This window comes from Streptomyces sp. NPDC053755, from assembly GCF_040677675.1.
Classification (GTDB): Bacteria; Actinomycetota; Actinomycetes; order Streptomycetales; family Streptomycetaceae; genus Streptomyces.
Genome location: NZ_JBFASK010000021.1, coordinates 12853 through 37686, shown reverse-complemented (window position 1 = coordinate 37686; position 24834 = coordinate 12853). Strand labels below are relative to the sequence as shown.

The 24834-nt window shown below is 68.6% G+C and carries 35 protein-coding genes; 1 reads left to right on the top strand and 34 read right to left on the bottom strand.

From position 1 onward, the window contains the following. Positions 1-204: 204 nt before the first annotated feature. The gene (locus tag AB0K65_RS20700) at positions 205-1827 is read right to left on the bottom strand and encodes an ATP-binding cassette domain-containing protein (protein ID WP_365718505.1); all 1623 of its coding nucleotides are present in this window, start codon (positions 1825-1827) and stop codon (positions 205-207) included. A 56-nt stretch (positions 1828-1883) separates the two neighbouring features. Here AB0K65_RS20700 and AB0K65_RS20695 point away from each other — a divergent pair, with 56 nt between their 5' ends. Continuing rightward, the gene (locus AB0K65_RS20695; protein WP_365718503.1) at positions 1884-2768 is read left to right on the top strand and encodes a hypothetical protein; all 885 of its coding nucleotides are present in this window, start codon (positions 1884-1886) and stop codon (positions 2766-2768) included. Here AB0K65_RS20695 and AB0K65_RS20690 read toward each other — a convergent pair. The 33 genes from AB0K65_RS20690 to rplD all read right to left on the bottom strand — a co-directional run bounded on the left by AB0K65_RS20690 (position 2714) and on the right by rplD (position 24830). Continuing rightward, on the bottom strand, positions 2714-4240 hold the full coding sequence (locus AB0K65_RS20690; protein ID WP_365718501.1) for a glycosyltransferase family 39 protein: 1527 nt from the start codon (positions 4238-4240) through the stop codon (positions 2714-2716). The two genes, AB0K65_RS20695 and AB0K65_RS20690, sit on opposite strands and share 55 nt — an antisense overlap. Beyond that, positions 4237-5832, bottom strand: coding sequence for a glycosyltransferase family 39 protein (locus AB0K65_RS20685; protein ID WP_365718499.1), 1596 nt, complete (start codon positions 5830-5832; stop codon positions 4237-4239). The genes AB0K65_RS20690 and AB0K65_RS20685 overlap by 4 nt, the downstream gene beginning before the upstream one ends. Beyond that, complete coding sequence (locus AB0K65_RS20680; protein ID WP_365718497.1) at positions 5829-6824, bottom strand: glycosyl hydrolase; 996 nt, start codon at positions 6822-6824, stop codon at positions 5829-5831. Before AB0K65_RS20680 ends, AB0K65_RS20685 begins: the two co-directional genes overlap by 4 nt. Next, entirely contained in the window at positions 6824-8194 is a 1371-nt protein-coding gene (locus AB0K65_RS20675; RefSeq protein WP_365718645.1) for a glycosyltransferase family 2 protein, read from the bottom strand. The genes AB0K65_RS20680 and AB0K65_RS20675 overlap by 1 nt, the downstream gene beginning before the upstream one ends. 380 nt (positions 8195-8574) lie before the next feature. Beyond that, complete coding sequence (truA, locus tag AB0K65_RS20670) at positions 8575-9429, bottom strand: tRNA pseudouridine(38-40) synthase TruA (RefSeq protein ID WP_365718495.1); 855 nt, start codon at positions 9427-9429, stop codon at positions 8575-8577. A gap of 88 nt (positions 9430-9517) precedes the next feature. Continuing rightward, on the bottom strand, positions 9518-10012 hold the full coding sequence (rplQ, locus tag AB0K65_RS20665) for a 50S ribosomal protein L17 (RefSeq protein WP_365718493.1): 495 nt from the start codon (positions 10010-10012) through the stop codon (positions 9518-9520). 207 nt (positions 10013-10219) lie between these two features. Further along, entirely contained in the window at positions 10220-11242 is a 1023-nt protein-coding gene (locus AB0K65_RS20660; protein ID WP_069171149.1) for a DNA-directed RNA polymerase subunit alpha, read from the bottom strand. A 134-nt stretch (positions 11243-11376) separates the two neighbouring features. Beyond that, entirely contained in the window at positions 11377-11781 is a 405-nt protein-coding gene (gene rpsK, locus AB0K65_RS20655; RefSeq protein ID WP_003956432.1) for a 30S ribosomal protein S11, read from the bottom strand. Between the two features lie 66 nt (positions 11782-11847). Then, positions 11848-12228 (bottom strand): 30S ribosomal protein S13, encoded by a 381-nt coding sequence (gene rpsM, locus AB0K65_RS20650; RefSeq protein ID WP_365718491.1) that lies wholly within the window; start codon positions 12226-12228, stop codon positions 11848-11850. Between the two features lie 198 nt (positions 12229-12426). Further along, positions 12427-12540 carry a 50S ribosomal protein L36 gene (gene rpmJ, locus AB0K65_RS20645; RefSeq protein WP_003956441.1) on the bottom strand — a complete coding sequence of 38 codons (114 nt, stop codon included), beginning with the start codon at positions 12538-12540 and terminating at the stop codon, positions 12427-12429. 66 nt (positions 12541-12606) lie between these two features. Continuing rightward, positions 12607-12828 (bottom strand): translation initiation factor IF-1, encoded by a 222-nt coding sequence (infA, locus tag AB0K65_RS20640; RefSeq protein WP_003956442.1) that lies wholly within the window; start codon positions 12826-12828, stop codon positions 12607-12609. A gap of 186 nt (positions 12829-13014) precedes the next feature. Next, positions 13015-13851 (bottom strand): type I methionyl aminopeptidase, encoded by an 837-nt coding sequence (map, locus tag AB0K65_RS20635; RefSeq protein WP_365718489.1) that lies wholly within the window; start codon positions 13849-13851, stop codon positions 13015-13017. A 107-nt stretch (positions 13852-13958) separates the two neighbouring features. After that, positions 13959-14609: an adenylate kinase gene (locus AB0K65_RS20630; RefSeq protein WP_365718487.1), complete on the bottom strand. Its 651-nt coding sequence runs from the start codon at positions 14607-14609 to the stop codon at positions 13959-13961. Further along, positions 14609-15928 carry a preprotein translocase subunit SecY gene (gene secY, locus AB0K65_RS20625; protein WP_365718485.1) on the bottom strand — a complete coding sequence of 440 codons (1320 nt, stop codon included), beginning with the start codon at positions 15926-15928 and terminating at the stop codon, positions 14609-14611. Before secY ends, AB0K65_RS20630 begins: the two co-directional genes overlap by 1 nt. Positions 15929-16141: 213 nt before the next feature. Next, positions 16142-16597, bottom strand: coding sequence for a 50S ribosomal protein L15 (gene rplO, locus AB0K65_RS20620; protein WP_158989434.1), 456 nt, complete (start codon positions 16595-16597; stop codon positions 16142-16144). Between the two features lies 1 nt (position 16598). Beyond that, entirely contained in the window at positions 16599-16781 is a 183-nt protein-coding gene (rpmD, locus tag AB0K65_RS20615) for a 50S ribosomal protein L30 (protein WP_041130781.1), read from the bottom strand. Next, positions 16781-17383 (bottom strand): 30S ribosomal protein S5, encoded by a 603-nt coding sequence (rpsE, locus tag AB0K65_RS20610; protein WP_015035588.1) that lies wholly within the window; start codon positions 17381-17383, stop codon positions 16781-16783. The genes rpmD and rpsE overlap by 1 nt, the downstream gene beginning before the upstream one ends. Before the next feature lie 45 nt (positions 17384-17428). Beyond that, positions 17429-17812 (bottom strand): 50S ribosomal protein L18, encoded by a 384-nt coding sequence (gene rplR, locus AB0K65_RS20605; protein ID WP_056651228.1) that lies wholly within the window; start codon positions 17810-17812, stop codon positions 17429-17431. Positions 17813-17815: 3 nt separating this feature from the next. Continuing rightward, complete coding sequence (gene rplF, locus AB0K65_RS20600) at positions 17816-18355, bottom strand: 50S ribosomal protein L6 (protein ID WP_365718481.1); 540 nt, start codon at positions 18353-18355, stop codon at positions 17816-17818. A gap of 21 nt (positions 18356-18376) precedes the next feature. Then, entirely contained in the window at positions 18377-18775 is a 399-nt protein-coding gene (gene rpsH, locus AB0K65_RS20595; RefSeq protein WP_015035585.1) for a 30S ribosomal protein S8, read from the bottom strand. 209 nt (positions 18776-18984) lie between these two features. Then, positions 18985-19170: a type Z 30S ribosomal protein S14 gene (locus tag AB0K65_RS20590; protein ID WP_003956452.1), complete on the bottom strand. Its 186-nt coding sequence runs from the start codon at positions 19168-19170 to the stop codon at positions 18985-18987. A gap of 5 nt (positions 19171-19175) precedes the next feature. Then, positions 19176-19733, bottom strand: coding sequence for a 50S ribosomal protein L5 (gene rplE, locus AB0K65_RS20585; RefSeq protein ID WP_019329632.1), 558 nt, complete (start codon positions 19731-19733; stop codon positions 19176-19178). Beyond that, positions 19733-20044, bottom strand: a complete 312-nt coding sequence (gene rplX / locus AB0K65_RS20580) for a 50S ribosomal protein L24 (RefSeq protein ID WP_137993932.1) — start codon at positions 20042-20044, stop codon at positions 19733-19735. The genes rplE and rplX overlap by 1 nt, the downstream gene beginning before the upstream one ends. Positions 20045-20046: 2 nt before the next feature. Further along, positions 20047-20415 carry a 50S ribosomal protein L14 gene (gene rplN, locus AB0K65_RS20575; RefSeq protein WP_003956455.1) on the bottom strand — a complete coding sequence of 123 codons (369 nt, stop codon included), beginning with the start codon at positions 20413-20415 and terminating at the stop codon, positions 20047-20049. Between the two features lie 100 nt (positions 20416-20515). Then, on the bottom strand, positions 20516-20800 hold the full coding sequence (gene rpsQ / locus AB0K65_RS20570) for a 30S ribosomal protein S17 (RefSeq protein WP_158989424.1): 285 nt from the start codon (positions 20798-20800) through the stop codon (positions 20516-20518). After that, positions 20800-21024, bottom strand: a complete 225-nt coding sequence (rpmC, locus tag AB0K65_RS20565) for a 50S ribosomal protein L29 (protein WP_017239580.1) — start codon at positions 21022-21024, stop codon at positions 20800-20802. Before rpmC ends, rpsQ begins: the two co-directional genes overlap by 1 nt. Then, on the bottom strand, positions 21024-21443 hold the full coding sequence (gene rplP / locus AB0K65_RS20560) for a 50S ribosomal protein L16 (protein WP_015035580.1): 420 nt from the start codon (positions 21441-21443) through the stop codon (positions 21024-21026). Before rplP ends, rpmC begins: the two co-directional genes overlap by 1 nt. Before the next feature lie 5 nt (positions 21444-21448). Then, positions 21449-22297: a 30S ribosomal protein S3 gene (gene rpsC, locus AB0K65_RS20555; RefSeq protein ID WP_017239578.1), complete on the bottom strand. Its 849-nt coding sequence runs from the start codon at positions 22295-22297 to the stop codon at positions 21449-21451. Continuing rightward, positions 22297-22644, bottom strand: coding sequence for a 50S ribosomal protein L22 (gene rplV, locus AB0K65_RS20550; protein ID WP_041662774.1), 348 nt, complete (start codon positions 22642-22644; stop codon positions 22297-22299). The genes rpsC and rplV overlap by 1 nt, the downstream gene beginning before the upstream one ends. Positions 22645-22686: 42 nt before the next feature. Next, positions 22687-22968 carry a 30S ribosomal protein S19 gene (gene rpsS / locus AB0K65_RS20545; protein WP_019888752.1) on the bottom strand — a complete coding sequence of 94 codons (282 nt, stop codon included), beginning with the start codon at positions 22966-22968 and terminating at the stop codon, positions 22687-22689. A gap of 12 nt (positions 22969-22980) precedes the next feature. Further along, positions 22981-23817, bottom strand: coding sequence for a 50S ribosomal protein L2 (gene rplB, locus AB0K65_RS20540; RefSeq protein WP_365718475.1), 837 nt, complete (start codon positions 23815-23817; stop codon positions 22981-22983). 39 nt (positions 23818-23856) lie between these two features. Beyond that, a complete protein-coding gene (gene rplW, locus AB0K65_RS20535) occupies positions 23857-24180 on the bottom strand; it encodes a 50S ribosomal protein L23 (RefSeq protein ID WP_158989420.1) in 324 nt (107 codons plus the stop codon). Next, positions 24180-24830 carry a 50S ribosomal protein L4 gene (gene rplD, locus AB0K65_RS20530; RefSeq protein ID WP_158989419.1) on the bottom strand — a complete coding sequence of 217 codons (651 nt, stop codon included), beginning with the start codon at positions 24828-24830 and terminating at the stop codon, positions 24180-24182. The genes rplW and rplD overlap by 1 nt, the downstream gene beginning before the upstream one ends. Positions 24831-24834: the final 4 nt, after the last annotated feature.

Here is a 24834-nt window from a genome sequence, read left to right as displayed (position 1 = left end):
TCTTCAGTGGATGGAGTCCAGACACACCTGAAGCGATCATGCAGCTGGGGCCTGCACTGCCGGGAACACCGCCCGTATGCGAGCCACTGGTAACTGCTCCAGGGAACCTGCGTAAGGGCCCTTCGCGTGAGAACGACGAAGCCACTACGCATAACAAACCGCAACAGTACCCGCGCCACCCCGGACGGGTCAAAACGCGCCGCCCTACCGCGCCCGGTCCACCCGCCGCTCGTCCCACACCGGCTCCGTCGTCTCCCGTACGACGCCGTCCGAGCCGAAGACCAGGAACCGGTCGAAGGTCTTCGCGAACCACCGGTCGTGCGTGACGGCCAGGACGGTCCCCTCGTACGACTCCAGGCCGTCCTGGAGGGCCTCCGCCGACTCCAGGTCGAGGTTGTCCGTCGGCTCGTCGAGCAGCAGCGCCGTCGTCCCGGACAGCTCCAGGAGCAGGATCTGGAAGCGGGCCTGCTGGCCGCCGGAGAGCTTCTCGAACGGCTGGTCCCCCTGCCCCTCCAGCTCGTAGCGCCGCAGGACGGACATGGCCCCGCCCCGGTCCTTGGCGTGCTCCGACCACAGGATGTCCACCAGGGTCCGGCCCTGGAGCTCCGGGTGGGCGTGGGTCTGGGCGAAGTGGCCGGGCACCACCCTGGCCCCCAGCTTCCAGGTGCCCGTGTGGGCGACCGACGGGTCCCCGGCGAGCAGCCGCAGGAAGTGGGACTTCCCCGACCCGTTGGAGCCGAGGACACCGATCCGTTCGCCGTAGAAGATCTCCAGCGAGAACGGCTTCATCAGGCCGGACAGCTCCAGGTTCTCGCAGGTCACGGCGCGCACGCCGGTACGGCCGCCGCGCAGCCGCATCCGGATGTCCTGCTCGCGCGGCGGCTCCGGAGGCGGGCCCGCCTCCTCGAACTTCCGCAGCCGCGTCTGGGCGGCCGCGTAGCGGGAGGCCATCTCGTGGCTCACCGCCGCCGCCTGCCGCAGATTGACCACCAGCTTCTTCAGCTGCGCGTGCTTCTCCTCCCAGCGGCGCTTCAGCTCCTCGAAGCGGGCGAACCGCTCCCGCCGCGCGTCGTGGAAGGTCGCGAAGCCGCCGCCGTGCACCCACACGTCCGACCCGGCCGGCCCCGGCTCGACCGCGACGATCTTCTGGGCGGCCCGCGCGAGCAGCTCCCGGTCGTGGGAGATGAAGAGCACGGTCTTACGGGTCTCCCGCAGCCGCTCCTCCAGCCATCGCTTGCCGGGGACGTCGAGGTAGTTGTCCGGCTCGTCGAGCAGCAGCACCTCGTCCGTACCCCGCAGCAGGGACTCGAGGACCAGCCGCTTCTGCTCGCCGCCGCTGAGCGTGCGCACCTCGCGGAACTGCGCCTTCTCGTACGGGACGCCCAGCGCCGCCGTCGTGCACATGTCCCAGAGGGTCTCTGCCTCGTACCCCTGGACCTCCGCCCAGTCGCTGAGCGCCTGGGCGTACCTCATCTGGGCGGCCTCGTCGTCGACCGTCATGATCAGGTGCTCGGCCTCGTCGACCGCCTTCGCCGCCTCGCGGATCCGCGGCTGGGCGACGGAGACCAGCAGGTCGCGGACGGTGCGCTCGTCGCGCACCGAACCGACGAACTGCGGCATCACGCCGAGCCCGCCGCTGACGGTGACGGTGCCGCCGTGCGGCTGCAGCTCACCGGCGATCATGCGGAGCAGTGTGGTCTTCCCGGCGCCGTTGGCGCCGACGAGGGCGACCACGGCGCCCTCGCCCACCCGGAAGGAGGCGTCGGCGAGCAGCACCCTCCCGTCCGGAAGGTAGTACTCCAGGTGCGCGGCCTCGACATGTCCCATGCGGGGCATTGTCGCCGCCCGTACCGGTGTCTCCCAACCGGTTTAGGATGCGCGGCATGAGCTTTGGGGGACCGCAGTGGCCGCAGGGGTCGCAGCAGCAGCCGTACGGACAGCAGCCGAACCCGTTTCCGGGGGCGCAGGCGCCGGGGACACCGGACTGGGGCGCCCTCGCCGACGCGTCCGCGGCCCGTAGCCGGCGCAAGCGCTGGCTGATGATCGGCGGCGGCACGCTCGCCACGCTCGCGGTCGGCGCCATCGTCGCCACCGCGATCGTCAGCGGCGGTGACGGCGACACCGCCAAGAACGGCGGCACCACCCCCACCGGCTCCGTGGGCGCCGGCGCATCCCCCACCCCGGAGCCGACGTTCTCCTCCGTGGCCCCGCCGCCCCCGCCGGACCCCATGGACTACATCTCCGACGAGAAGAAGGACAAGGCACCGCTCAGCGCCGAGGGACTCTTCCCGGGCAGGAAGTTCACGATGAACGACCGCGCCTACGCGAAGGGCGCGACCTCGGCCACGACGAACTGCGCGGGCGTCACCCAGGGCGCGCTCGGCTCCGTCCTGGAGAAGAACGGCTGCGACCGGCTGCTGCGCGCCACCTACGTGAAGGACGGGGTCGCCATCACGGTCGGCGTGGCCCTCTTCTCCACCGAGGCCGAGGCCCTCAAGGCGAAGAACCAGGCCGAGGGCGGCATCGCCCCGCTCGCGGGCGCCGGGGTGGCCGACTTCTGCCGCGCCACGGTCTGCCTGCGCCGCGCGAACGCGATCGGGCGGTACGCCTACTTCACCCAGGCGGGCTTCACCAGCGGCAAGAAGGTCACCTCGGCGGACAAGGCCGTCTTCCAGGCCAGCGACGACCTGGGCACCTTCGCCTTCAACCAGATCTACGCCCGCGGCCGCACCCAGGCCGCCGCGGCGGCGGGCGCGCCCGGGGAGTGAGGGCGGCGCTCCAGGAGCTGGACCGTCATGAGGTGCAGCCGCTCGGTGCGGACCACCGCGAAGCCGTGCCTCAGCGCCTTCGCCTTCGGTGTCGACGCGCCGTCGTCGCCGGGCGCGACGAACCACACCCGGGCGGCGCCGGCCAGCCGCTCGGCGGAGGGCTCGTACTCGTACGCTTCGAACCACCCCCTCTTCTGCGGTGCCCCCTTCATCAGCACGTCCCTGGGCCGGGAGCCGTCGCGTAGCTGGTAGGCCAACGCCATGCGCGAGCTGAGGCTGCGGTGGTAGAGGATGGCGTCGCCGGGCCGCTGGGCGGCCTTCACGACACGGGCCGCACCCGCGTAGTCGGGCTCGAACACGAGGTCCTGCCGGGCCTTGCCCAGCGCGGGGGCGAGCGGGACCGCGAGGAGGGCCGAGGCGGCGGCCCCCATGAGCACGCCCCGCGTCCACCACCAGAGGCCCTTCCGGCCCTCCCCGGTGACCACGTCGTGGCACCGGACGGCGCCCACCGCGGCGAGCAGGGTCCAGGCCGGGACGGTGAACAGCAGGTACCGGGGCAGGAAGAGGTGCAGCCAAGGGCCGGTCAGGGCGGTCGCCACCGCAGGGAGCAGCGCCCAGACGGCGAGGAAGGGCAGCGCCCCCCGGCCGGGGGCGAGCCGGCGCACCGCCCCCGCGCCCAGGAGTACGAGCACCAGCACCACGCCGAACGCGACCCATGACCCGAACAGGTCCGCCCCGTACATGCCGATCCTCCGGCCGGACAGGTCGTTCCAGGCGATCTGACCGCTCTGCGCCGTTCCCCGGTAGACCATGGGAAGGACGCAGGACGTGCCGACGAGCGCCGCGCAGCCGAACGCCCACGGCGCCACGGCGTCACCGCCCCTGCGGGCGTGCGCGACGGCCAGGGCGTGGGCCGCGAGGACGGCGAGCGCGACCATGTGGCTGAAGCCGGTCAGCGCGACCGCCGCCGTGTAGCCCGCCCAGGTCCGCAGACACGGCCGGTCGAGGGCTCGGAGCAGCAGCAGCGTGGCCGTCAGCGCGAAGAGCATCGCGAAGGCGTAGGGGCGGGCCTCCTGCCCGTACCGGGTGACGGTGGGGACCAGGGCGAAGAGCAGCCCGGCCACGACTCCGGCGCGGGTGGTCAGGAGCCGGCGGCCGACGAGGGCCACCAGCCCCGCCGAGACCCCCATCGCGAGCGCCTCGGGGAGGCGCAGGGCGGCCTCCGAGACGCCCGCCAGCCAGGTCCAGGCGCGCATGGCGGTGTAGAACGGCACGAAGACGATGTCGATGTTGTCCGTGAGACGGGCGAAGTCCCGGTACGACAGGGTGGTCGCCCACCAGGTGGCGTACTCGTCGAACCACAGCTGGCGGCGGCCGAGGCCCGGCAGGATGACGGCGAGCGCGAGGGCGGTGGGCGCCAGGAAGCAGGCGAGGGCGCGACGCCGCTCGGCACGTCCCGTCGGCGGGCTCACCTCTTCACCCAGATCCGGTAGTCGCCGGGCCCTCCGCCGAGCCGGTAGGGCACGACGCCGAGCAGACGGTAGCGGCCGCTGTCCTTCAGCGCCTCGGTGACGATGGCGTCCATCCGCGTCCGTCCGTCCAGGACGACCAGGTCGAACCAGCCGTCGTCGAGCGCCTCGCGGTGGCCGTCGGCGCCTGTGTGGAGGGCGCCCCCGGCGTCGCGGTAGCCGATGCCGTGGAGGGAGGTCCAGCGCGCCTGGTCGGTGATGTCCCGGAGGTAGTAGACGGGCACGTGGGGCTGGGACGCGAGATAGCGCCCGGCGCCCGGGGTCACGTACTGCCGCAGCGACGCGGCGAGCCGGTCCGACTCGGGCCAGGAGACGAAGCGTTCGGCCGACTGGGCCGCGCCCAGGCAGAGCGTGAGCACCCACAGGCCGCAGGCGAGCTGCGGATGACGGACGTGGGCGCCGACGAGCCTCGTCAGGCCGACCCCCGCCATCGGCGCGGCGAACAACAGCCCGAACCCCAGGTGCTTGTAGAGCGCGACGTGCGCCGCGAGGTGGATCTGACAGGCCGGGGCGAGCAGCGCCGTCCCGCACAGCACCAGCCCCAGCGACACCCGCCAGGCCCGGCCGGGGACACCGGACAGGCGGGCCCGCGGTGACTCGTTCATCCGCCCGCGGCGGGCGTACGCCACCGCGCCGAAGCACGCGGTCAGAAAGAGCAGACCGCCCCAGCCCGCCGACTTCGCGAGGAGGTCCAGGGCCGTGTCGGTGCCGTCCGGGCGGGCCGTGGTGGTGGCGGGGGCGCCGTCGAACAGCCCGGTCCACCGGAGGCCCGCCACCAGCAGACCTCCGGTGGCCGGCGCGAACAGGGCCGCCCGGACCAGTCCCGCTCTGCCCCGGTGCGGCCACGAGACCAGCGCGGCGAGCAGGACCAAGGTCGGCAGATACAGCGCGGAGGCGTGGTTCGTCACCACCGCGAGCGCGGCGGCCGGCGCCGCGAGCAGCACCATGGCCGGGTGCGCCCGGGCGGTCCGGACGACGATCCAGGCCGTCAGCGCGAGCAGGAAGACCGCCGGCGCGTCGTTGGTGGCGAAGTTGCCGAGCACGATCGTCGACTGGGTCACCGCGTAGAGCGCCGCCGCGGCCAGCGCCGCCCGCTCGTTGAACAGCCGGCGGGTGAGCGCGTACAGCAGCGTCGTGGCGCCGAGCATGGACAGCAGGCTGAGCAGGCGGGCGCCGGTGAGTCCGAACCACTCGTCGACCAGGGCGGCGAGGGCGGGATAGAGGACCGGGGACCCGGAGAGGTGACTTCCGTGGTCCGTCGGCATCTCGGTCCCGTGCAGCAGGTGCGCGAGCTGCGCGTGTCCCGCGCTCAGGAACAGGGCCTCGTCCTGGTGGGCGGTGTTCTCCAGGCGCAGCGCGAGGGCCGCCTGCAGGGCCAGGACCGTGAGGAGGACCGCCCGCGCGATCCACCTGCGCCGCGGACCGCCCGCGGTGCTCCAGGCCGCTTCCGGGGGGCTCGGGACGCTGTACGCCGGTCCGCCCGGGGGCCGGGAGGCCGGGGGGAGCACCCCGGCGCGTGGCTCGGTGGAGGTCATGAGGCCCTCCGGACGTCGAAGCCGTAGAGGTCGTCCGCGGCCAGGCGCCTGAACTCGTCGAGCCCGTCCGGGCCCTGGGCCAGTCGCCAGTCGGCGCGGGGCGCCTTGTGGTCGAACCAGACGAAGCCGAGGATGTCGGGGTTCGCCCTCACCCCTTCGAAGAGCTGCCGCATGTCGGCGCTTCTGCGTCCGCCGGGCTCGGCGGCCGTCTCGAGGATCAGCAGGGGCTTGGAGCTGAAGGTGCGGACCTGTTCGATGGTCGGCCCGAAGAGTTCGGCGAAGGTGTCCGGCGGGTCGTCGTAGGTGAAGTAGCCGACCATGCCCACCCAGTCGACGAACGCGTCTCCCGGGTAGTACGGCTCCAGCGCCACGTCCTTCACGGGGTTGACGACGTTCGGCGACCAGGCCCAGATCACGTTGGCCGCGCCGACCTCCGTGAAGACGTCGTGGATGTGGCGCCAGGCGTCGACGTAGACCTCGGGCGTGGTGTGTTCCGTGCCCCAACGGTCCCAGAAACCGTTCATCTCGTCGGCGAAGGTGATGACGACGGGCAGGTTGAGCTTCCGTACCCCGCTCGCGTACTTCTCGATGTACGGGTCCGAGGCGCCGGAGGCGATCTCCTTCAGGGAGGTGCCGAAGGGCTCCCAGGACACGACGGTCAGCGCGCCCGACTGCCAGGCGTTGCGCACACCGCTGACGTCGAACCCGTCGCCCCAGGCCGCGTAGTAGCCGATGAGGTTGGGCCGCTTGCCGACCCTGTCGGCGTAGTCGTCGACCGGCTTCATGGAGTTCGGCGCCCCCGCCACCGACGTGCCGAAGTACTTCTTCGCCGGGTGCAGCAAGGGCCGCACGTCGTAGGGGAGTTCGGGCGCCGTCCGGGGCGCCGCGGGGTGCGGGGCCGGCGCGGCCGCACGCGGATCCGGCGCGCACCCCGTCAGGGCGAGCAGTGCGGCGAGGAGCAGCGCCGCCGCTGCGATGACACGCGGGCCCATCAGTCGTCCCCTTCCGTCCGGGGCTGTACGAGAGCCCGGCCGACGATCAGTGCGTAGAAGAGTCCGGAGGAGAGCAGCAGGGCGAAGTCGTAGGCGTCGAGCGTGAGCGTCCGCCAGACCGCGGCCGTCACCCAGACCACGGCGGTGCCACCGCCCCAGAGCCACAGTCCGGCCCGGAACCGTCCGGTCCCGTCCCCCCTGGCCTGGCTGGATCCGGTGGCCTGCCAGCCCCGGCGCCGTCCGGCCAGGCAGTCCCAGATCGCGAAGACGTGCGCCCAGCCGTACATCATGCGGACGGCCCAGGCCTCCAGGCGGTAGGGAACGCGGTGCCACAGGGGGAAGACGACCGTGGTGTAGACGATGCTGGGCAGCACCAGCCAGAGGAACTCCACCCGTGGCTTGTCCGGGAAGGCCAGCAGCAGGACGATCGGGACGAGGGGGGCGGCGAAGGTGAAGAGCGCCGTGTGGAGGTAGTAGAAGAACCCGGACAGATAGCACAGGCGGCTGCCGAAGGTGAGCTTCGCCTGCCAGAACTTCAGGCTGCCCAGCAGGCTCATGGAGCCGGCGCACCAGCGGTACTGCTGGTTGAAGAAGGCTCCGGCGGTGTCCGGGCACACCCCTGCCGACAGGGCCACGGGCACATAGCGCAGGTCCCAGCCGAGGCAGCGCAGGTCGAAGCCGGTGTGGACGTCCTCGGAGTGCTCGATCAGCGTGGTCCCGCCGTTCTCCGCCAGCGCCGCCCGCCGGTAGACGGCGCAGCTGCCGACACAGATGGCGCCGTCACGGCCCTGCCGGGAGACCTGGACGGCGCGGTAGAAGAGTTCCTGTACGGCCCCGGCTCCGCGTTCGATCCAGTTCTGCGCGTCGAGGACCCGGAAGTACTGCGGTGACTGGACGATCGCGGTCCGCCCGTCCGTCTCCAGGTACGGGAGCAGTTCGTCGAGCAGGTCGGCGCGCGGGGCGAAGTCGGCGTCGAGGACGAGGATGTAGGTGCCGTCCGACTGGCCGAAGCCGAAGTGCAGGTTGCCCGCCTTCTTGAACCAGCCGCGTTCGGGGCGGCTGCCGTAGCGGAAGCCGAAGTCAGCGGCCATCGCGCGCAGTTCGGGGGCGGCCGAGTCGTCGAGGACGTACGGCACGCAGACGCCGGGGTACCGGTCGGCCAGTGCCCGCACATGGGTCCAGGTGTTGTGCAGCACCTCGATGGGTTCGCCGCACACCGGCAGGAAGACGTCCACCGAGGGGTGGGCGGCGGGTCGCCAGGAGCGCACCAGCCGGCGGTGCCGGGCGAGGTCGAAGTCCCGGGTGAAGGCGTTCACCCGCAGGGAGACGAGGTAGTAGACCACCGTGAAGGTGAGGAGGGGGGCGAACATCCACAGCAGGGGCGTGGAGGACGCCAGCCGGAACTGGCTGACCGCCAGGCAGCCGACGCTGATCAGCGAACTGGCCGTCAGCACCCAGAGGTGGCGCCGGGCGTAGCCGTCCCGTTCCTCGTCGGTGGGGGGTGCCGGCAGCAGGCCGGACGGAGCCGATCCCGGATCGTCCCTCGCCGGCCGCGGTCGTGGCCGTTGTCGTCCTGTGGCGAGCCCGGTCGCACGGGCGGCCTCGGTTGCACTCATCTGAACTCCCGACCGCCCTCCTCGCACCGAACGAGGTGGCGTGCCGGAAATCTATGGCGGGAGCGGACGAGCGCCCTGGCGACGCGGCTGCACGCGATTGCCTTTTAACCCGAAATGCCGGAATAAACGATAAGTCAGCAGCAGCCACTTCCGGGCAGGGTCCGCTTGTTGCGGGCCTCCACGTTACGGGCGGCCAGCAGGTCGTCCGCCGGGTAGCCGACCTCTTCGAGGGTCAGCCCGTGCGGGCGCACCACGTGCACCGCCGAGTCCCGCACGCCCGCCGCGAGCACCTTCGCCGGCCAGTCCACCGGCCGGTGCCCGTCGCCCACGAACAGCAGCGCGCCCACCAGCGAACGGACCATGTTGTGGCAGAAGGCGTCCGCCTTCACCGTCGCCTCCAGCACACCGCCGGGCCGCCGCTCCCAGCGCAGCTCCTGGAGCGTGCGGATGGTGGTGGCACCCTCGCGCTTCTTGCAGTAGGCGGCGAAGTCGTGCTCCCCCACCAGCCGCTCGGCGGCGGCGTTCATGGCGTCCATGTCGAGGGTCCAGTCGTGCCAGAGGACATGGCCGCGCAGGAGCGGGTCGACCCCGCCGGGGTCGTCGGTCACCCGGTAGGCGTAGCGGCGCCAGATCGCGGAGAAGCGGGCGTTGAACCCGGCCGGCGCCTCCGTGAGCCGCCAGATCCGGACGTCGTGGGAGAGGCGTCCCGCGAGCCGCCGCAGCAGCTTGTCCCGGTGCTCGCTCCACAGCTCGACGGGCAGGTCCACGTGGGCGACCTGCCCCCGCGCGTGCACACCGGCGTCGGTGCGGCCGGCGACGGTCAGCTCGTACGTCTCCTGGGAGCGGGTCACGGTCTTCAGGGCGGCCTCGATGTCACCCTGGACCGTCCGCTGCCCCTGAGCCTGCTTGGCCCACCCGGAGAAGTCCTTGCCGTCATAGGACAGGTCGAGCCGGATGCGTACGAACCCGGCCTGCACGTCGTCGCTCACGCGCTGCTTCCTCTCGAACCCTCTGCGTACGGGAGCGGGCCCGTACCCCAGGGGTACGGGCCCGCCCACGAGAAAAACGGAAGAACGCTTACGCGTCCTTCGCCTCCTCGGCCGGAGCCTCGGCGGCGTCCTCGGCCTTGGTCTCCTCGACCTTGGCCTCGTCCGACTCCTTGACCGCACGCTTGGTGGCGGCCTCGGCCTCGGCGACGGTCGCCTTCTTGGCGATCTCGCCCTCGACCAGCTCGATCACGGCCATCGGGGCGTTGTCGCCACGACGGTTGCCGATCTTGGTGATGCGGGTGTAGCCACCCGGGCGCTCGGAGTAGCGCGGCGCGATCTCGGTGAAGAGGGTGTGGACGATGCCCTTGTCGGTGATCGTCTGCAGCACCAGGCGACGGTTGTGGATGTCGCCCTTCTTCGCCTTGGTGATCAGGCGCTCGGCGACCGGACGCAGGCGGCGGGCCTTGGCCTCGGTCGTCGTGATGCGGCCGTGCTCGAAGAGCGACTTCGCCAGGTTCGCGAGCAGCAGACGCTCGTGAGCGGCGCTGCCGCCGAGGCGGGCACCCTTGGTGGGACGCGGCATGGTGTTTCTCCTTGTGATCTGCACCGGCCGTGTGAGGTACCGGTGTCAGTGTCCGCGCGGGCGTCTGCCCGACGGAGATCCGGGCTACCCCCGTAGGGGGGCGCCCGGAGGGGGCGCGGGGCGGTGTCGATGTGCGACTCCGTCGCGTGGGCGCGACAAGCCGCAGCGCACCCGCGCCCGAAGTACGGGCCGGAACGGCCCGAGCTCCTAGTACTGCTCGGTCTCGACGAAGCCCGCGTCCGCGTCGTCGTCGGCGCCGAAGGCGTCGGCGGCGGCGGTCGGGTCGAATCCGGGCGGGCTGTCCTTGAGGGCCAGGCCCATGCCGGCCAGCTTCGCCTTGACCTCGTCGATCGACTTCGCACCGAAGTTGCGGATGTCGAGCAGGTCGGCCTCGGAGCGCGCCACGAGCTCACCCACGGAGTGGATGCCCTCACGCTTGAGGCAGTTGTACGAACGAACGGTGAGCTCGAGCTCCTCGATCGGCAGCGCCAGGTCGGCGGCGAGGGCGGCGTCCGTCGGGGACGGGCCCATGTCGATGCCCTCGGCGTCGATGTTGAGCTCGCGCGCCAGACCGAACAGCTCGACCAGGGTCTTGCCGGCGGACGCCATGGCGTCACGCGGCCGCATGGCCTGCTTGGTCTCGACGTCGACGATCAGCTTGTCGAAGTCGGTGCGCTGCTCGACACGGGTCGCCTCGACCTTGTACGTGACCTTGAGCACCGGGGAGTAGATGGAGTCGACCGGGATGCGGCCGATCTCCTGGCCCAGCTGCTTGTTCTGCACGGCGGAGACGTAGCCGCGACCGCGCTCGACGGTCAGCTCCATCTCCAGCTTGCCCTTGCCGTTCAGCGTGGCGAGCACCAGGTCGGGGTTGTGCACCTCGACACCGGCCGGCGGGGCGATGTCGGCAGCGGTCACCAGGCCGGGACCCTGCTTGCGCAGGTACATCACGACCGGCTCGTCGTGCTCCGAGGAGACGACCAGCTGCTTGATGTTGAGGATGAGGTCGGTGACGTCCTCCTTGACGCCCGGCACGGTGGTGAACTCGTGCAGGACACCGTCGATGCGGATGGACGTGACGGCCGCACCCGGGATCGAGGAGAGGAGCGTACGACGGAGGCTGTTGCCGAGCGTGTAGCCGAAGCCCGGCTCCAGGGGCTCGATGACGAACCGCGAGCGGAATTCGTCGACGACCTCTTCGGTCAGCGAAGGACGCTGAGCGATCAGCATGGTGTGTGTTCCTTCAGTCGTGGACGCCCACTATTTGACGCCCGACAGGTACTGCTCGTACTGCAAGGGTACGGGCGGCACGGCCCCCGAAAGGGTCGTACCGCCCGGACACCCAGACCGTCGCCGGTCGTGCGTCAGACGCGACGACGCTTCGGCGGACGGCAGCCGTTGTGCGGCGTGGGGGTGACGTCCTGGATCGAACCGACCTCGAGGCCCGTGGCCTGGAGGGAGCGGATCGCGGTCTCGCGGCCGGAGCCCGGACCCTTGACGAAGACGTCGACCTTGCGCATGCCGTGCTCCTGCGCGCGACGGGCGGCCGACTCGGCGGCCATCTGCGCGGCGAAGGGGGTGGACTTGCGCGAGCCCTTGAAGCCGACGTGGCCGGCGGAGGCCCAGGAGATCACGTTGCCGGACGGGTCCGTGATCGAGACGATCGTGTTGTTGAACGTGCTCTTGATGTGCGCGTGGCCGTGAGCGACGTTCTTCTTTTCCTTGCGGCGCACCTTCTTGGCAGCGCCCTGACGACCCTTGGGGGGCATCTATATCTCCTACGGGAGGTGGTCGGTCCTACAGCGAAGACCGTGTGGTCAAGCGTCCGCTGAGGACTACTTCTTGCCCGGCTTCTTCTTACCGGCGATGGCGCGACGCGGGCCCTTGCGGGTACGGGCGTTCGTGCTGGTGCGCTGGCCGTGGACCGGAAGGCCACGACGGTGACGCAGACCCTGGTAGCAGCCGATCTCGACCTTGCGGCGGATGTCGGCCTGGATCTCGCGGCGGAGGTCACCCTCGGTCTGGAGGTTGGCGTCCACGTACTCGCGGATCTTGACCAGGTCCTCTTCGGCCAGGTCACGAACGCGGGTGTTCGGGTTCACGCCGGTGGAGGCGAGGATCTCCTTGGACCGGGTGCGCCCGATACCGAAGACGTAGGTGAGTGCGATCTCCACACGCTTTTCGCGCGGGATGTCAACACCGGAAACGCGTGCCATTCAATGGCTCCTGTGTGTTCGGGGGTCTTCCGCAAAGCCGCTCCCGACCGCCGACCCCTCGGATTCGAGAAGTGGTACGTCCGGGTCCCCGGCCCCCGCCGGAGGTGCCGCCGACCCTTACGGGCTGGGCGGGCCTTGCGTATGTACGTTGCTTGCGTCGCGCGAAGAACTGCGGAGGTGCAGGTCGGTCGGCGTGCGTCAGCCCTGGCGCTGCTTGTGGCGCAGGTTGTCGCAGATGACCATGACCCGGCCGTGACGGCGGATCACCTTGCACTTGTCGCAGATCTTCTTGACGCTCGGCTTGACCTTCATGGGATGTGAGGTTCTCCGGGTCAGTGCCACCACCCGCGCACGGAAGATGCGGGGTGCGGGCAAGATCTACTTGTACCGGTAGACGATCCGGCCACGCGTCAGGTCGTACGGAGAGAGCTCCACGACGACCCGGTCGTCCGGAAGGATTCGGATGTAGTGCATCCGCATCTTGCCGGAGATGTGCGCGAGGACCTTGTGACCGTTCTGGAGCTCCACCTTGAACATGGCGTTCGGGAGGGACTCGATCACGGTGCCCTCGATTTCGATGGCACCTTGCTTCTTGGCCACGCTTCGCCTTTCGAATCGGCTACCTTGATCGACTCTCGATCCGGGTGAGGACACACGGGTACACGAGAGCCGACGCATCAGTCTACGTCAGGCACCTGGAAAAGACGAATCCGGGAAGTTTGCCCACCCGGCAAGATCCTTACGCAAGGAGCCACGCCGCAGTCCGCACCGCCGGCGTCCCGGCGGCTACGCCAGCGGGTCCGGCGCCGCCGTCACGCCCAGCTCGGCCAGCTTCGCCTTGCCGCCGTCGGGGGCCGTCAGGACGAGCGGGCCGGCCTCCGTGAGGGCGACCGAGTGCTCCCAGTGGGAGGACCAGGTGCCGTCCGTCGTGATGACCGTCCAGTCGTCGGCGAGGACCTCCGTCCGCGGCGTGCCCAGGGAGACCATCGGCTCGATCGCCAGGCAGAAGCCGGGGACCAGCTTCGGGCCCTTGCCGCGCTTGCGGGAGACGTAGTTCAGCAGGTGCGGGTCCATGTGCATCTCGGTGCCGATGCCGTGGCCGCCGTAGTCCTCGACGATGCCGTACTTGCCGCCGCCCGGCTTCGGCTGGCGGCGGATGTACGTCTCGATCGCGCGCGAGATGTCCACCAGCCGGTTGCCGTTCCGCATGGCGGCGATACCGGCCCACATCGACTCCTCGGTGACCCGGGAGAGCTCGATCAGCTCCGGGGCGTGCCCCGAGCCCACGAAGGCCGTGTACGCCGCGTCCCCGTGCCAGCCGTCGATGATGGCGCCGCAGTCGATCGAGATGATGTCCCCGTCCTTCAGGACGGTCTTCTCGTCGGGGATGCCGTGGACGACGACCTCGTTCACCGAGGTGCAGATCGTCGCGGGGAAGCCGCCGTACCCGAGGAAGTTCGACTTGGCCCCGTGGTCGGCGATCACCTTGCGGGCGACCTCGTCCAGGTCCTTCGTCGTGGCGCCCGGCACGGCCGCCTCACGGGTCGCCGCATGGATGGCGGCGACGACCAGCCCCGCCTCGCGCATCTTCGCGATCTGCTCGGGGGTCTTGATCTGCACCATCGTGGCGGGGGCCTTTCCATCGGTTACGGGACGACAGAACAACGATACGGCCGCGGCGCCCCTGAGGGGCACCGCGGCCGTATCGCACGAACCGGGGTCGACCGAGGTCAGTTCTTCTTCAGGGCCGCCATCGCGCGGCCCGTGACCTCGTCCACCTTGCCGAGCGCCGAGATCGTCACGACCAGGTTCTGCGCCCGGTAGTAGTCGATGATCGGCTCGGTCTGCGTGTGGTAGACCTCCAGGCGCCGGCGGACGGTCGCCTCGGAGTCGTCGTCACGCTGGTAGAGCTCGCCGCCGCACACGTCGCACACGCCCTCGGCCTTCGGCGGGGTGTACTCGACGTGGAAGACGTGCGCGCTGTCGTTGCGGCAGATGCGGCGCCCCGCGATCCGCTTCACGACCTCGTCCTCGGGGACCTCCAGGTCCAGGACCGCGTCGAGCTGCATGTCCTCGGCCTTCAGAACCACGTCCAGCGCCTCGGCCTGGGCCACGTTGCGCGGGAAGCCGTCGAGCAGGAAGCCGTTCGCGGCGTCCGGCTGCTCCATGCGGTCCTTGGCCATCCCGATGGTCACCTCGTCGGGCACGAGGTCGCCGGCGTCCATGAACGCCTTGGCCTTCACGCCCAGCTCCGTGCCCTGACTGATGTTGGCGCGGAACAGGTCACCCGTGGAGATGTGCGGGATGTCCAGGTTCTTGGCAAGGAACGCGGCCTGCGTACCCTTGCCGGCCCCGGGCGGTCCGACGAGGACGATTCGCATCAGCGGAGGAACCCTTCGTAATTGCGCTGCTGGAGCTGGCTCTCGATCTGCTTCACGGTCTCCAGCCCCACACCCACGATGATGAGGATGCTCGTCCCACCGAAGGGGAAGTTGGCATTGGCGCCACCGAAGCCTGCCAACGCCATTGTCGGCACAAGAGCGATCAGACCCAGATACAGCGAGCCCGGCCAAGTGATCCGGTTGAGCACGTAGCTCAGATACTCGGCAGTAGGTCGACCAGCCCGGATACCCGGGATGAAGCCACCATACTTCTTCATGTTGTCCGCGACTTCCTCGGGGTTGAACGAGATCGCCACGTAGAAGAAGGCGAAGAACACGATCAGGAGGAAGTACGTAGCGATGTAGTAGGGGTGGTCACCCTTGACGAAGTGGGCTTCGATCCAGGTCTTCCACCCGGCGGTGGAGCTGGAGAACTGGGCGATCAAGGCCGGGATGTAGAGCAGCGACGAGGCGAAGATGACGGGAATCACACCCGCCTGGTTCACCTTGAGCGGGATGTATGTGGACGTTCCGCCGTACGACCTGCGGCCGATCATCCGCTTCGCGTACTGCACCGGGATCCTGCGCTGGGCCTGCTCGACGAAGACGACGAGCGCCACCATCACGAAGCCGATCAGGATGACGGTGCCGAACTCGATCCAGCCCTTGGCGAGCTTGCCGCTCTCCTTGATGGCCCACAGCGCGCCCGGGAAGCCGGCGGCGATCGAGATGAACATCAGGATCGACATGCCGTTGCCGATGCCGCGGTCGGTGACGAGCTCACCGAGCCACATGACGACGGCGGTGCCCGCGGTCATCGTGATGACCATCGTGGCGGTCACGAAGATGGACTGGTCGGGGACGACCTGGTTGGCCACCGTGCAGCCGCTGAAGAGAGCGCCGGTGCGGGCGGTCGCCACGAGGCCGGTGCCCTGGAGGACGGCGAGAGCGATCGTCAGATAGCGCGTGTACTGCGTGATCTTGGCGGTGCCGGACTGCCCCTCCTTCTTGAGGGCCTCCAGGCGCGGGATCACGACGGTCAGCAGCTGCAGGATGATGCTCGCCGTGATGTACGGCATGATGCCGAGCGCGAAGATGGTGATCTGCAGCAGCGCCCCGCCACTGAACATGTTCACCAGGCCGAACAGGGAGTTGTTGCCCTGGCTGGCCTGGTCGACACACTGCTGGACGGCCTCGTAGCTGACACCGGGTACGGGGATGTGCGCCCCGAGCCGGTACAGCACGATGATGCCGAGCGTGAAGAGCAGCTTCTTGCGCAGGTCGGGCGTCTTGAACGCCCGGGCGAACGCGGTGAGCACGGTGCCTCCTGCGACCCCCGCGCCATGCGCATGAGGTGACGGTCTTGAGGTTCGACGAATAGGTAACGGTCACGAAAACCGTGCGGGCATACCGCACGGAGCCTAGACAGTGCACGCCACCTTACCGGCGACCATGCCCCCCTAGGAACGACCAACCGGGGATGCCCCTTTTGGGAGGCATCCCCGGTCGGATGTTCAGGCCATCGAGTCGTCTCAGACGAGCTCGGTGACGGTGCCGCCGGCGGCGGCGATCTTCTCCTTGGCGGAGCCGGAGACGGCGTCGACCGTCACCTGCAGCGCCACGGAGACCTCACCGGTGCCGAGCACCTTGACGAGGCTGTTCTTGCGCACCGCGCCCTTGGCGACCAGGTCGGCCACCGTGACCTCTCCACCCTCGGGGTAGAGAGCGCCGAGCTTGTCCAGGTTCACGACCTGGTACTCGGTGCGGAAGGGGTTCTTGAAGCCCTTCAGCTTCGGCAGGCGCATGTGGAGGGGCATCTGCCCACCCTCGAAGCGCTGCGGAACCTGGTAACGGGCCTTCGTGCCCTTGGTACCACGACCAGCGGTCTTACCCTTGGACGCCTCACCACGACCCACACGGGTCTTGGCGGTCTTGGCGCCCGGGGCAGGCCGGAGGTTGTGGGCCTTCAGCGGGTTGTTCTCCGCCATGTCAGTCAACCTCCTCAACCGTCACGAGGTGGCGGACGGTGTGCACCATGCCGCGGAACTCGGGGCGGTCCTCCTTGACAACCACGTCGCCGAGGCGCTTGAGCCCGAGCGAACGCAGGGTGTCGCGGTGGTTCTGCTTGCTGCCGATGTACGACTTCGTCTGCGTGACCTTGAGGCGAGCCATTACGCACCCGCCCCAGCACGCGCACGGAGGAGAGCCGCGGGAGCGACGTCCTCGAGGGGCAGACCACGGCGAGCCGCGATCTCCTCGGGACGCTGCAGGCCCTTCAGGGCCTCCACGGTCGCGTGCACGATGTTGATCGCGTTGTCGGAGCCGAGCGACTTCGACAGGATGTCGTGAACGCCGGCGCACTCGAGCACGGCACGCACCGGGCCACCGGCGATAACACCGGTACCGGGGGAAGCCGGCTTGAGCAGGACGACGCCCGCGGCCTTCTCGCCCTGGATCGGGTGAGGGATGGTGCCCTGGATGCGCGGAACCTTGAAGAAGTTCTTCTTGGCTTCCTCGACGCCCTTGGCGATGGCCGCGGGAACTTCCTTGGCCTTGCCGTAACCGACACCTACGGTGCCGTCACCGTCGCCCACCACGACCAGCGCGGTGAAGCTGAAGCGGCGACCACCCTTGACAACCTTGGCGACGCGGTTGATCGCGACAACGCGCTCAACGTACGCGGTCTTCTCGGCGGCAGCGCCACCGTCGCGGCCCTTCCGGTCCCGCCGCTCGCCGCCACCGGCACCGCTTCCGCGGCGCTGGGGTCCAGCCATTGGATTACCTCTCTCTGTTACGTCCGTTAGTCCCGGAACCGGGGCTTAGAACTTCAGCCCGGCTTCGCGGGCGGCGTCAGCCAGAGCGGCAATGCGCCCGGCGTACCTGTTGCCACCACGGTCGAACACGACAGCCTCGACACCGGCGGCCTTGGCGCGCTCGGCGACCAGGGAACCGACCTGCTTGGCCTGCGCGGACTTGTCACCCTCGCCGCCACGGATCGACGCGTCCAGGGTCGACGCGGACGCAAGGGTGTGACCCTTGAGGTCGTCGATGACCTGAGCGGTGATACCGCGGTTGGAACGCGTCACGACGAGGCGCGGACGCTCCGCCGTACCCGACACGTTCTTGCGGATGCGGATGTGGCGGCGCTTCTTGGCGGCGCCCTTGTAGGCGTCGCCCTTGGCGATCTTCACACCGTATGCCATGGCTTACTTACCAGCCTTTCCGACCTTGCGGCGGATGACCTCACCCGCATACTTCACGCCCTTGGCCTTGTAGGGGTCGGGCTTGCGAAGCTTGCGGATGTTGGCGGCGACCTCGCCGACCTTCTGCTTGTCGATGCCCTCGACCGAGAACTTGGTCGGCGACTCGACCTTGAACGAGATGCCCTCGGGCGCCTCGACCATGATCGGGTGGCTGTAGCCGAGCTGGAACTCCAGACCGGAGCCCTTCGCGGCGACGCGGTAACCGACACCGCTGATCTCGAGCGCCTTGATGTATCCCTGGGTCACACCGGTGATCATGTTGGCCACCAGCGTGCGGGACAGGCCGTGGAGGGCCTTGTTCTGACGCTCGTCGTTCGGGCGGGTGACGTTGAGAACGCCGTCCTCACCCTTAACGATCTCGATCGGCGCGGCGACGGTGTGGCTCAGGGTGCCCTTGGAACCCTTGACCGTGACCGTGCGGCCATCGATGGTGACGTCCACACCGGCGGGAACCTGGATAGGCAGCTTGCCAATACGCGACATTAGCTATTCCTCCGTTCCCGACTACCAGACGTAGGCGAGGACTTCCCCACCTACGCCCTTCTTGCCTGCCTGCTGGCCGGTCAGGAGACCGTGGGACGTGGAGATGATCGCCACGCCCAGGCCACCGAGGACCTTCGGCAGGTTGGTGGACTTCGCGTAAACCCGGAGGCCCGGCTTCGAGATCCGCTTGATGCCCGCGATGGAGCGCTCACGGTTCGGACCGAACTTGAGCTCCAGGACGAGGTTCTTGCCGACTTCGGCGTCCTCGACCTTCCAGCCCGTGATGAAGCCCTCCTGCTGGAGGATTTCCGCGATGTGAGACTTGATCTTGCTGTGCGGCATCGTCACGGAGTCGTGGTATGCCGAGTTCGCGTTACGCAGACGAGTCAGCATGTCCGCGATCGGATCAGTCATGGTCATGAATTGGCCTTCGGCCTCTCTCGCCGGGGTTTCCTGTATGCGCCATCCCTCTCCCCACACAGGGGCGGGACGGGTGCGGCGCGGGGACCTACGGCGTAGTAAGTCGTACGGGCGCAGACGCCCAACCCTCCTAGCCTAAGCCATGGAGAGGTGGGCCTCTGCAACCCTCTGCTTACCGAGAGACTCCGGTTACCCCTGAAGTACGGGGATTACCAGGAGCTCTTGGTCACGCCCGGCAGCTCGCCACGGTGAGCCATCTCACGAAGGCACACGCGGCACAGGCCGAACTTGCGGTACACGGAGTGGGGACGACCGCAGCGCTGGCAGCGCGTGTACGCACGCACACCGAACTTGGGCTTGCGGGCAGCCTTCGCGATGAGAGCCTTCTTCGCCATCTCGCTTACGCCTCCTTGAACGGGAAGCCGAGGTGACGGAGAAGGGCACGGCCCTCAGCGTCGTTGGTCGCCGTGGTGACCACGGTGATGTCCATACCCCGGACACGGTCGATCTTGTCCTGGTCGATCTCGTGGAACATGACCTGCTCCGTGAGACCGAAGGTGTAGTTGCCACGCCCGTCGAACTGCTTGGGGGACAGACCACGGAAGTCGCGGATGCGCGGAAGCGCGAGCGACAGGGTGCGGTCCAGGAACTCCCACATGCGGTCGCCACGGAGGGTGACGTGGGCACCGATCGGCTGTCCCTCACGCAGCTTGAACTGCGCGATGGACTTGCGGGCCTTGGTGACGGCCGGCTTCTGACCGGTGATCGTGGTGAGGTCGCGGATGGCGCCCTCGATCAGCTTGGAGTCGCGGGCGGCGTCGCCCACACCCATGTTGACCACGATCTTGACGAGGCCGGGAACCTGCATGACGTTCTCGTACGAGAACTCCTCACGCAGCTTGCCCGCGATCTCCTCGCGGTACTTCGTCTTGAGACGCGGAGTCGTGGTGGTAGCCATCAGATGTCCTCACCCGTCCGCTTGGCAACGCGGATCTTGTTGCCCTCGTCGTCGAAGCGGTAACCGACACGCGTGACGACCTTCTTGCCGTCCTTCTCCACGACGAGCTGAACGTTGCTCACGTGGACCGGCGCCTCGGTCGTGACGATGCCACCGGCCTGCGACGGGCCGGCCTTGGTGTGCTTCTTGACCCGGTTGACACCCTCGACCAGGACACGGTCCTCGCGGGGGAAGGCCGCGATGACCTTGCCCTGCTTGCCCTTGTCCTTACCGGTGATGACCTGGACCAGGTCGCCCTTCTTGATCTTCATGCTTACAGCACCTCCGGCGCGAGCGAGATGATCTTCATGAACTTCTTCTCGCGCAGCTCACGGCCCACCGGGCCGAAGATACGGGTGCCGCGAGGGTCGCCGTCGTTCTTCAGAATGACAGCGGCGTTCTCGTCGAAGCGGATGTACGAGCCGTCCTGGCGGCGGCGCTCCTTGACGGTGCGAACGATGACCGCCTTGACGACGTCACCCTTCTTCACGTTGCCACCGGGGATCGCGTCCTTGACGGTGGCGACGATGACGTCACCGATGCCCGCGTAGCGGCGACCGGAACCACCGAGAACACGGATGCAAAGGATCTCCTTGGCACCAGTGTTGTCGGCGACACGCAGTCGCGACTCCTGCTGGATCACGTCTATCTCCTGTTTGTCTGCCGGTTCCCGGCGAGGGGTCCGTCACCGGAACCCCTCGCCGAGCCTGGCGGAACTGACCCGAGGGAAACCCCTCGAGTAATTACTTGGCCTTCTCGAGGATCTCGACGACGCGCCAGTGCTTCGAGGCGGACAGCTTCCGGGTCTCCATCAGGAGGACGCGGTCGCCGACGCCGGCAGCGTTCTGCTCGTCGTGAGCCTTGAGCTTGTTGGTACGGCGGATGACCTTGCCGTACAGCGCGTGCTTGACGCGGTCCTCGACGGCGACGACGACGGTCTTGTCCATCTTGTCGCTGACGACCAGGCCCTCACGGACCTTGCGGGCGTTGCGCTCGGTCTTCTGCTCAGTCACATTGTTCTCGCTCATCAGGCGTTCTCCACCGTCTCGATGCCCAGCTCGCGCTCACGCATCAGGGTGTAGATCCGGGCGATGTCCTTACGGACGGACTTGAGCCGACCGTGGTTCTCGAGCTGGCCCGTCGCCGCCTGGAAGCGGAGGTTGAACAGCTCTTCCTTGGCCTCGCGGAGCTTGTTGAGAAGCTCCTCGTTGCCCAGCTCGCGCAGCTCGGACGCCTTGGTACCGGCCGACATCACAGCTCACCTGCCTCGCGCTTGACGATCTTGCACTTCATCGGCAGCTTGTGGGCGGCACGAGTCAGGGCCTCACGCGCGATCTTCTCGTTCGGGTAGGACAGCTCGAACATCACCCGACCGGGCTTGACGTTCGCGATCCACCACTCCGGCGAACCCTTACCGGAACCCATGCGGGTCTCGGCAGGCTTCTTGGTCAGCGGGCGGTCCGGGTAGATGTTGATCCAGACCTTGCCGCCACGCTTGATGTGGCGGGTCATCGCGATACGGGCCGCCTCGATCTGGCGGTTGGTCACGTACGCCGGAGTGAGGGCCTGAATGCCGTACTCGCCGAACGCAACCTGCGTACCACCCTTGGACATACCGCTGCGCTTCGGGTGGTGCTGCTTGCGGTGCTTGACCCTACGGGGGATCAGCATTTCGGTCAGGCCTCCGTTCCGGTGCTCTCAGCCGGAGCGGCAGCGGCGGCGGGAGCGTCGGCCTTGGGGGCCTCGGCAGCCGGCGCGGACTGCTGCTGCGGCTTGCGGCCGCGGCCGCCACGCTCGCCACCGCGGCCACCACGGCCGGCGGGACGGTCGCCAGCGCCTGCACCACGGGCCGGGCGGTTACCCGCACGGGCCGCGGCGTTCTCGGCGCGGACCTCGGCGATGTTCTTGACGTCGCCCTTGTAGATCCAGACCTTCACGCCGATGCGACCGAAGGTGGTCTTGGCCTCGAAGAAGCCGTAGTCGACGTTCGCGCGGAGCGTGTGCAGGGGCACACGGCCCTCGCGGTAGAACTCCGAGCGGGACATCTCGGCGCCGCCGAGACGGCCACCGCACTGGATCTTGATGCCCTTGGCGCCGGCCTTCATCGTGCCCTGCATGCTCTTACGCATGGCGCGACGGAAGGAGACGCGGGAGGAGAGCTGCTCGGCAACGGCCTGCGCGACCAGCTGAGCGTCCATCTCGGGGTTCTTGACCTCGAGGATGTTCAGCTGGACCTGCTTGCCCGTGAGCTTCTCGAGGTCGCCGCGGATGCGGTCGGCCTCGGCGCCACGGCGGCCGATGACGATGCCGGGACGAGCGGTGTGGATGTCCACCCGCACGCGGTCACGGGTGCGCTCGATCTCGACCTTCGAGATGCCGGCGCGCTCCATGCCGGACGTCATCATCCGACGGATGGCGACGTCTTCCTTGACGTAGTCCTTGTACAGCTTGTCGGCGTACCAGCGGGACTTGAAGTCCGTGGTGATGCCGAGCCGGAACCCATGCGGGTTAACCTTCTGGCCCATTACCGGGTTCCTTCCTTGCTGCTGACGACCACGGTGATGTGGCTGGTCCGCTTACGGATCCGGTAGGCGCGGCCCTGAGCACGCGGACGGAACCGCTTCAGGGTCGGGCCCTCATCCACGAACGCCTCGCTGATGTACAGCGAAGAGGCGTCACTGTGGTCGTAGTTGTGCGCGGCGTTGGCGATGGCGCTGTCCAGCACCTTGCCGACCGGCACGCTCGCGGCCTGCGGGGCGAAACGCAGGACCGCCTGAGCCTCCGTGGCATCCATGCCACGGATAAGGTCCACCACACGGCGGGCCTTCATGGGCGTAACGCGGATGTACCGCGCCTGGGCCCTGGCTTCCATGGTTGTCCTTCCAGTGTCTGTCATGGTCATTCCACCCCGCTACTAGCGGCGCTTCGACTTCCGGTCGTCCTTCACGTGACCCCGGAAGGTGCGCGTCGGCGAGAACTCGCCGAGCTTGTGGCCGACCATCGACTCGGTGACAAACACCGGAATGTGGGTCTTGCCGTTGTGCACCGCGATCGTGTGGCCGAGCATGGCCGGGATGATCATCGAGCGACGGGACCAGGTCTTGATGACGTTCTTGGTGCCGGCTTCGTTCTGGGCGTCCACCTTCTTTACGAGGTGGTCGTCGACGAAGGGCCCCTTCTTGAGACTGCGCGGCATCTAAACCCGCTCCTAGCGCTTCTTGTTCGTCTTGCGGCGGCGGACGATGTACTTGCTCGAAGCCTTCTTCGGCGAGCGAGTACGACCCTCCTTCTGACCCCACGGGGAGACCGGGTGGCGACCACCGGAGGTCTTGCCCTCACCACCACCGTGCGGGTGGTCGACCGGGTTCATCGCCACACCGCGAACGGTCGGGCGAACGCCCAGCCAGCGCTTGCGGCCGGCCTTGCCCCAGTTGATGTTCGACTGCTCGGCGTTGCCGACCTCGCCAACAGTGGCGCGGCAGCGGACGTCGACCAGACGGATCTCACCGGACGGCATACGAAGGTGGGCCATGGTGCCCTCCTTCGCCAGCAGCTGCACGGAGGCACCCGCGGAACGGGCGAACTTGGCGCCACCGCCGGGACGGAGCTCGATCGCGTGGATCGTGGTACCGACCGGGATGTTGCGGAGGGCCAGGTTGTTGCCGGGCTTGATGTCGGCGCCGGGGCCGTTCTCGACCCGGTCGCCCTGCGAGAGGCCACGCGGGGCGATGATGTAGCGCTTCTCGCCGTCCACGTAGTGGAGCAGCGCGATGCGCGCGGTGCGGTTCGGGTCGTACTCGATGTGAGCGACCTTGGCCGGCACGCCGTCCTTGTCGTGACGACGGAAGTCGATCACGCGGTAGGCGCGCTTGTGGCCACCGCCCTGGTGACGGACGGTCACACGACCGGTGTTGTTACGGCCGCCCTTGCTGTGCAGCGGGCGGACCAGCGACTTCTCCGGCGTGGACCGCGTGATCTCGACGAAGTCGGCTACGGAGGAGCCACGGCGGCCCGGCGTAGTCGGCTTGTACTTGCGGATTCCCATTTCTCAGTCCTCGTCCGATTCCGGACGACTCGACCGCCGTCAGGCGGTCGGGCCGCCGAAGATGTCGATACGGTTGCCCTCGGCAAGGGTCACGATGGCGCGCTTGGTGTTGGCACGCTTGCCGAAACCGGTGCGGGTGCGCTTGCGCTTGCCCTGACGGTTGATCGTGTTGACCCCGGTGACCTTGACCGAGAAGACCGCCTCGACGGCCTGCTTGATCTGGGTCTTGTTGGATCCGGGCGCGACGATGAACGTGTACTTGTTCTCGTCGAGCAGCGCGTAGCTCTTCTCGGAGACAACCGGCTTGACGAGGATGTCGCGCGGGTCCGTGAAGGTCTTGCTGGTGATCGTGGCCTCGGACATCAGGCCTCGCTCCCTTCGGTCTCAGCGGTCTGGGGGCCAGACACGAAGGACTCGAAGGCGGCCTTGGTGAAGACCACGTCGTCGGAGACGATCACGTCGTACGTGTTGAGCTGGCCCGGCTCCAGGATGTGAACCTGGGGCAGGTTGCGGGCGGAGAGCCACGCGGCCTCGTCGGCGCGGTCGACGACCAGGAGCAGGTTCTTGCGCTCCGAGATCTTGCCGAACAGCGTCTTCGCGGCCTTGGTGGAGACCTCACCCTCGACCACGCCGGTGACGACGTGGATGCGGGAGTGGCGCGCCCGGTCCGAGAGGGCACCGCGCAGGGCGGCGGCCTTCATCTTCTTCGGGGTGCGCTGCGAGTAGTCACGCGGCACGGGGCCGTGGACGACGCCACCGCCGGCGAACTGCGGCGCACGGGTCGAACCCTGGCGCGCGCGGCCGGTGCCCTTCTGGCGGTAGGGCTTCTTGCCACCACCGCGGACTTCGCCACGGCGCTTGGTCTTGTGCGTGCCCTGACGGGCAGCGGCCAGCTGGGCGACGACGACCTGGTGGATCAGCGGAACGCTGGTCTTCGCGTCGAAGATCTCCGCGGGGAGCTCGACGGTCCCGGCCTTGTCGCCTGCCGGCGAAAGGATGTCAATGGTGCTCATCGGT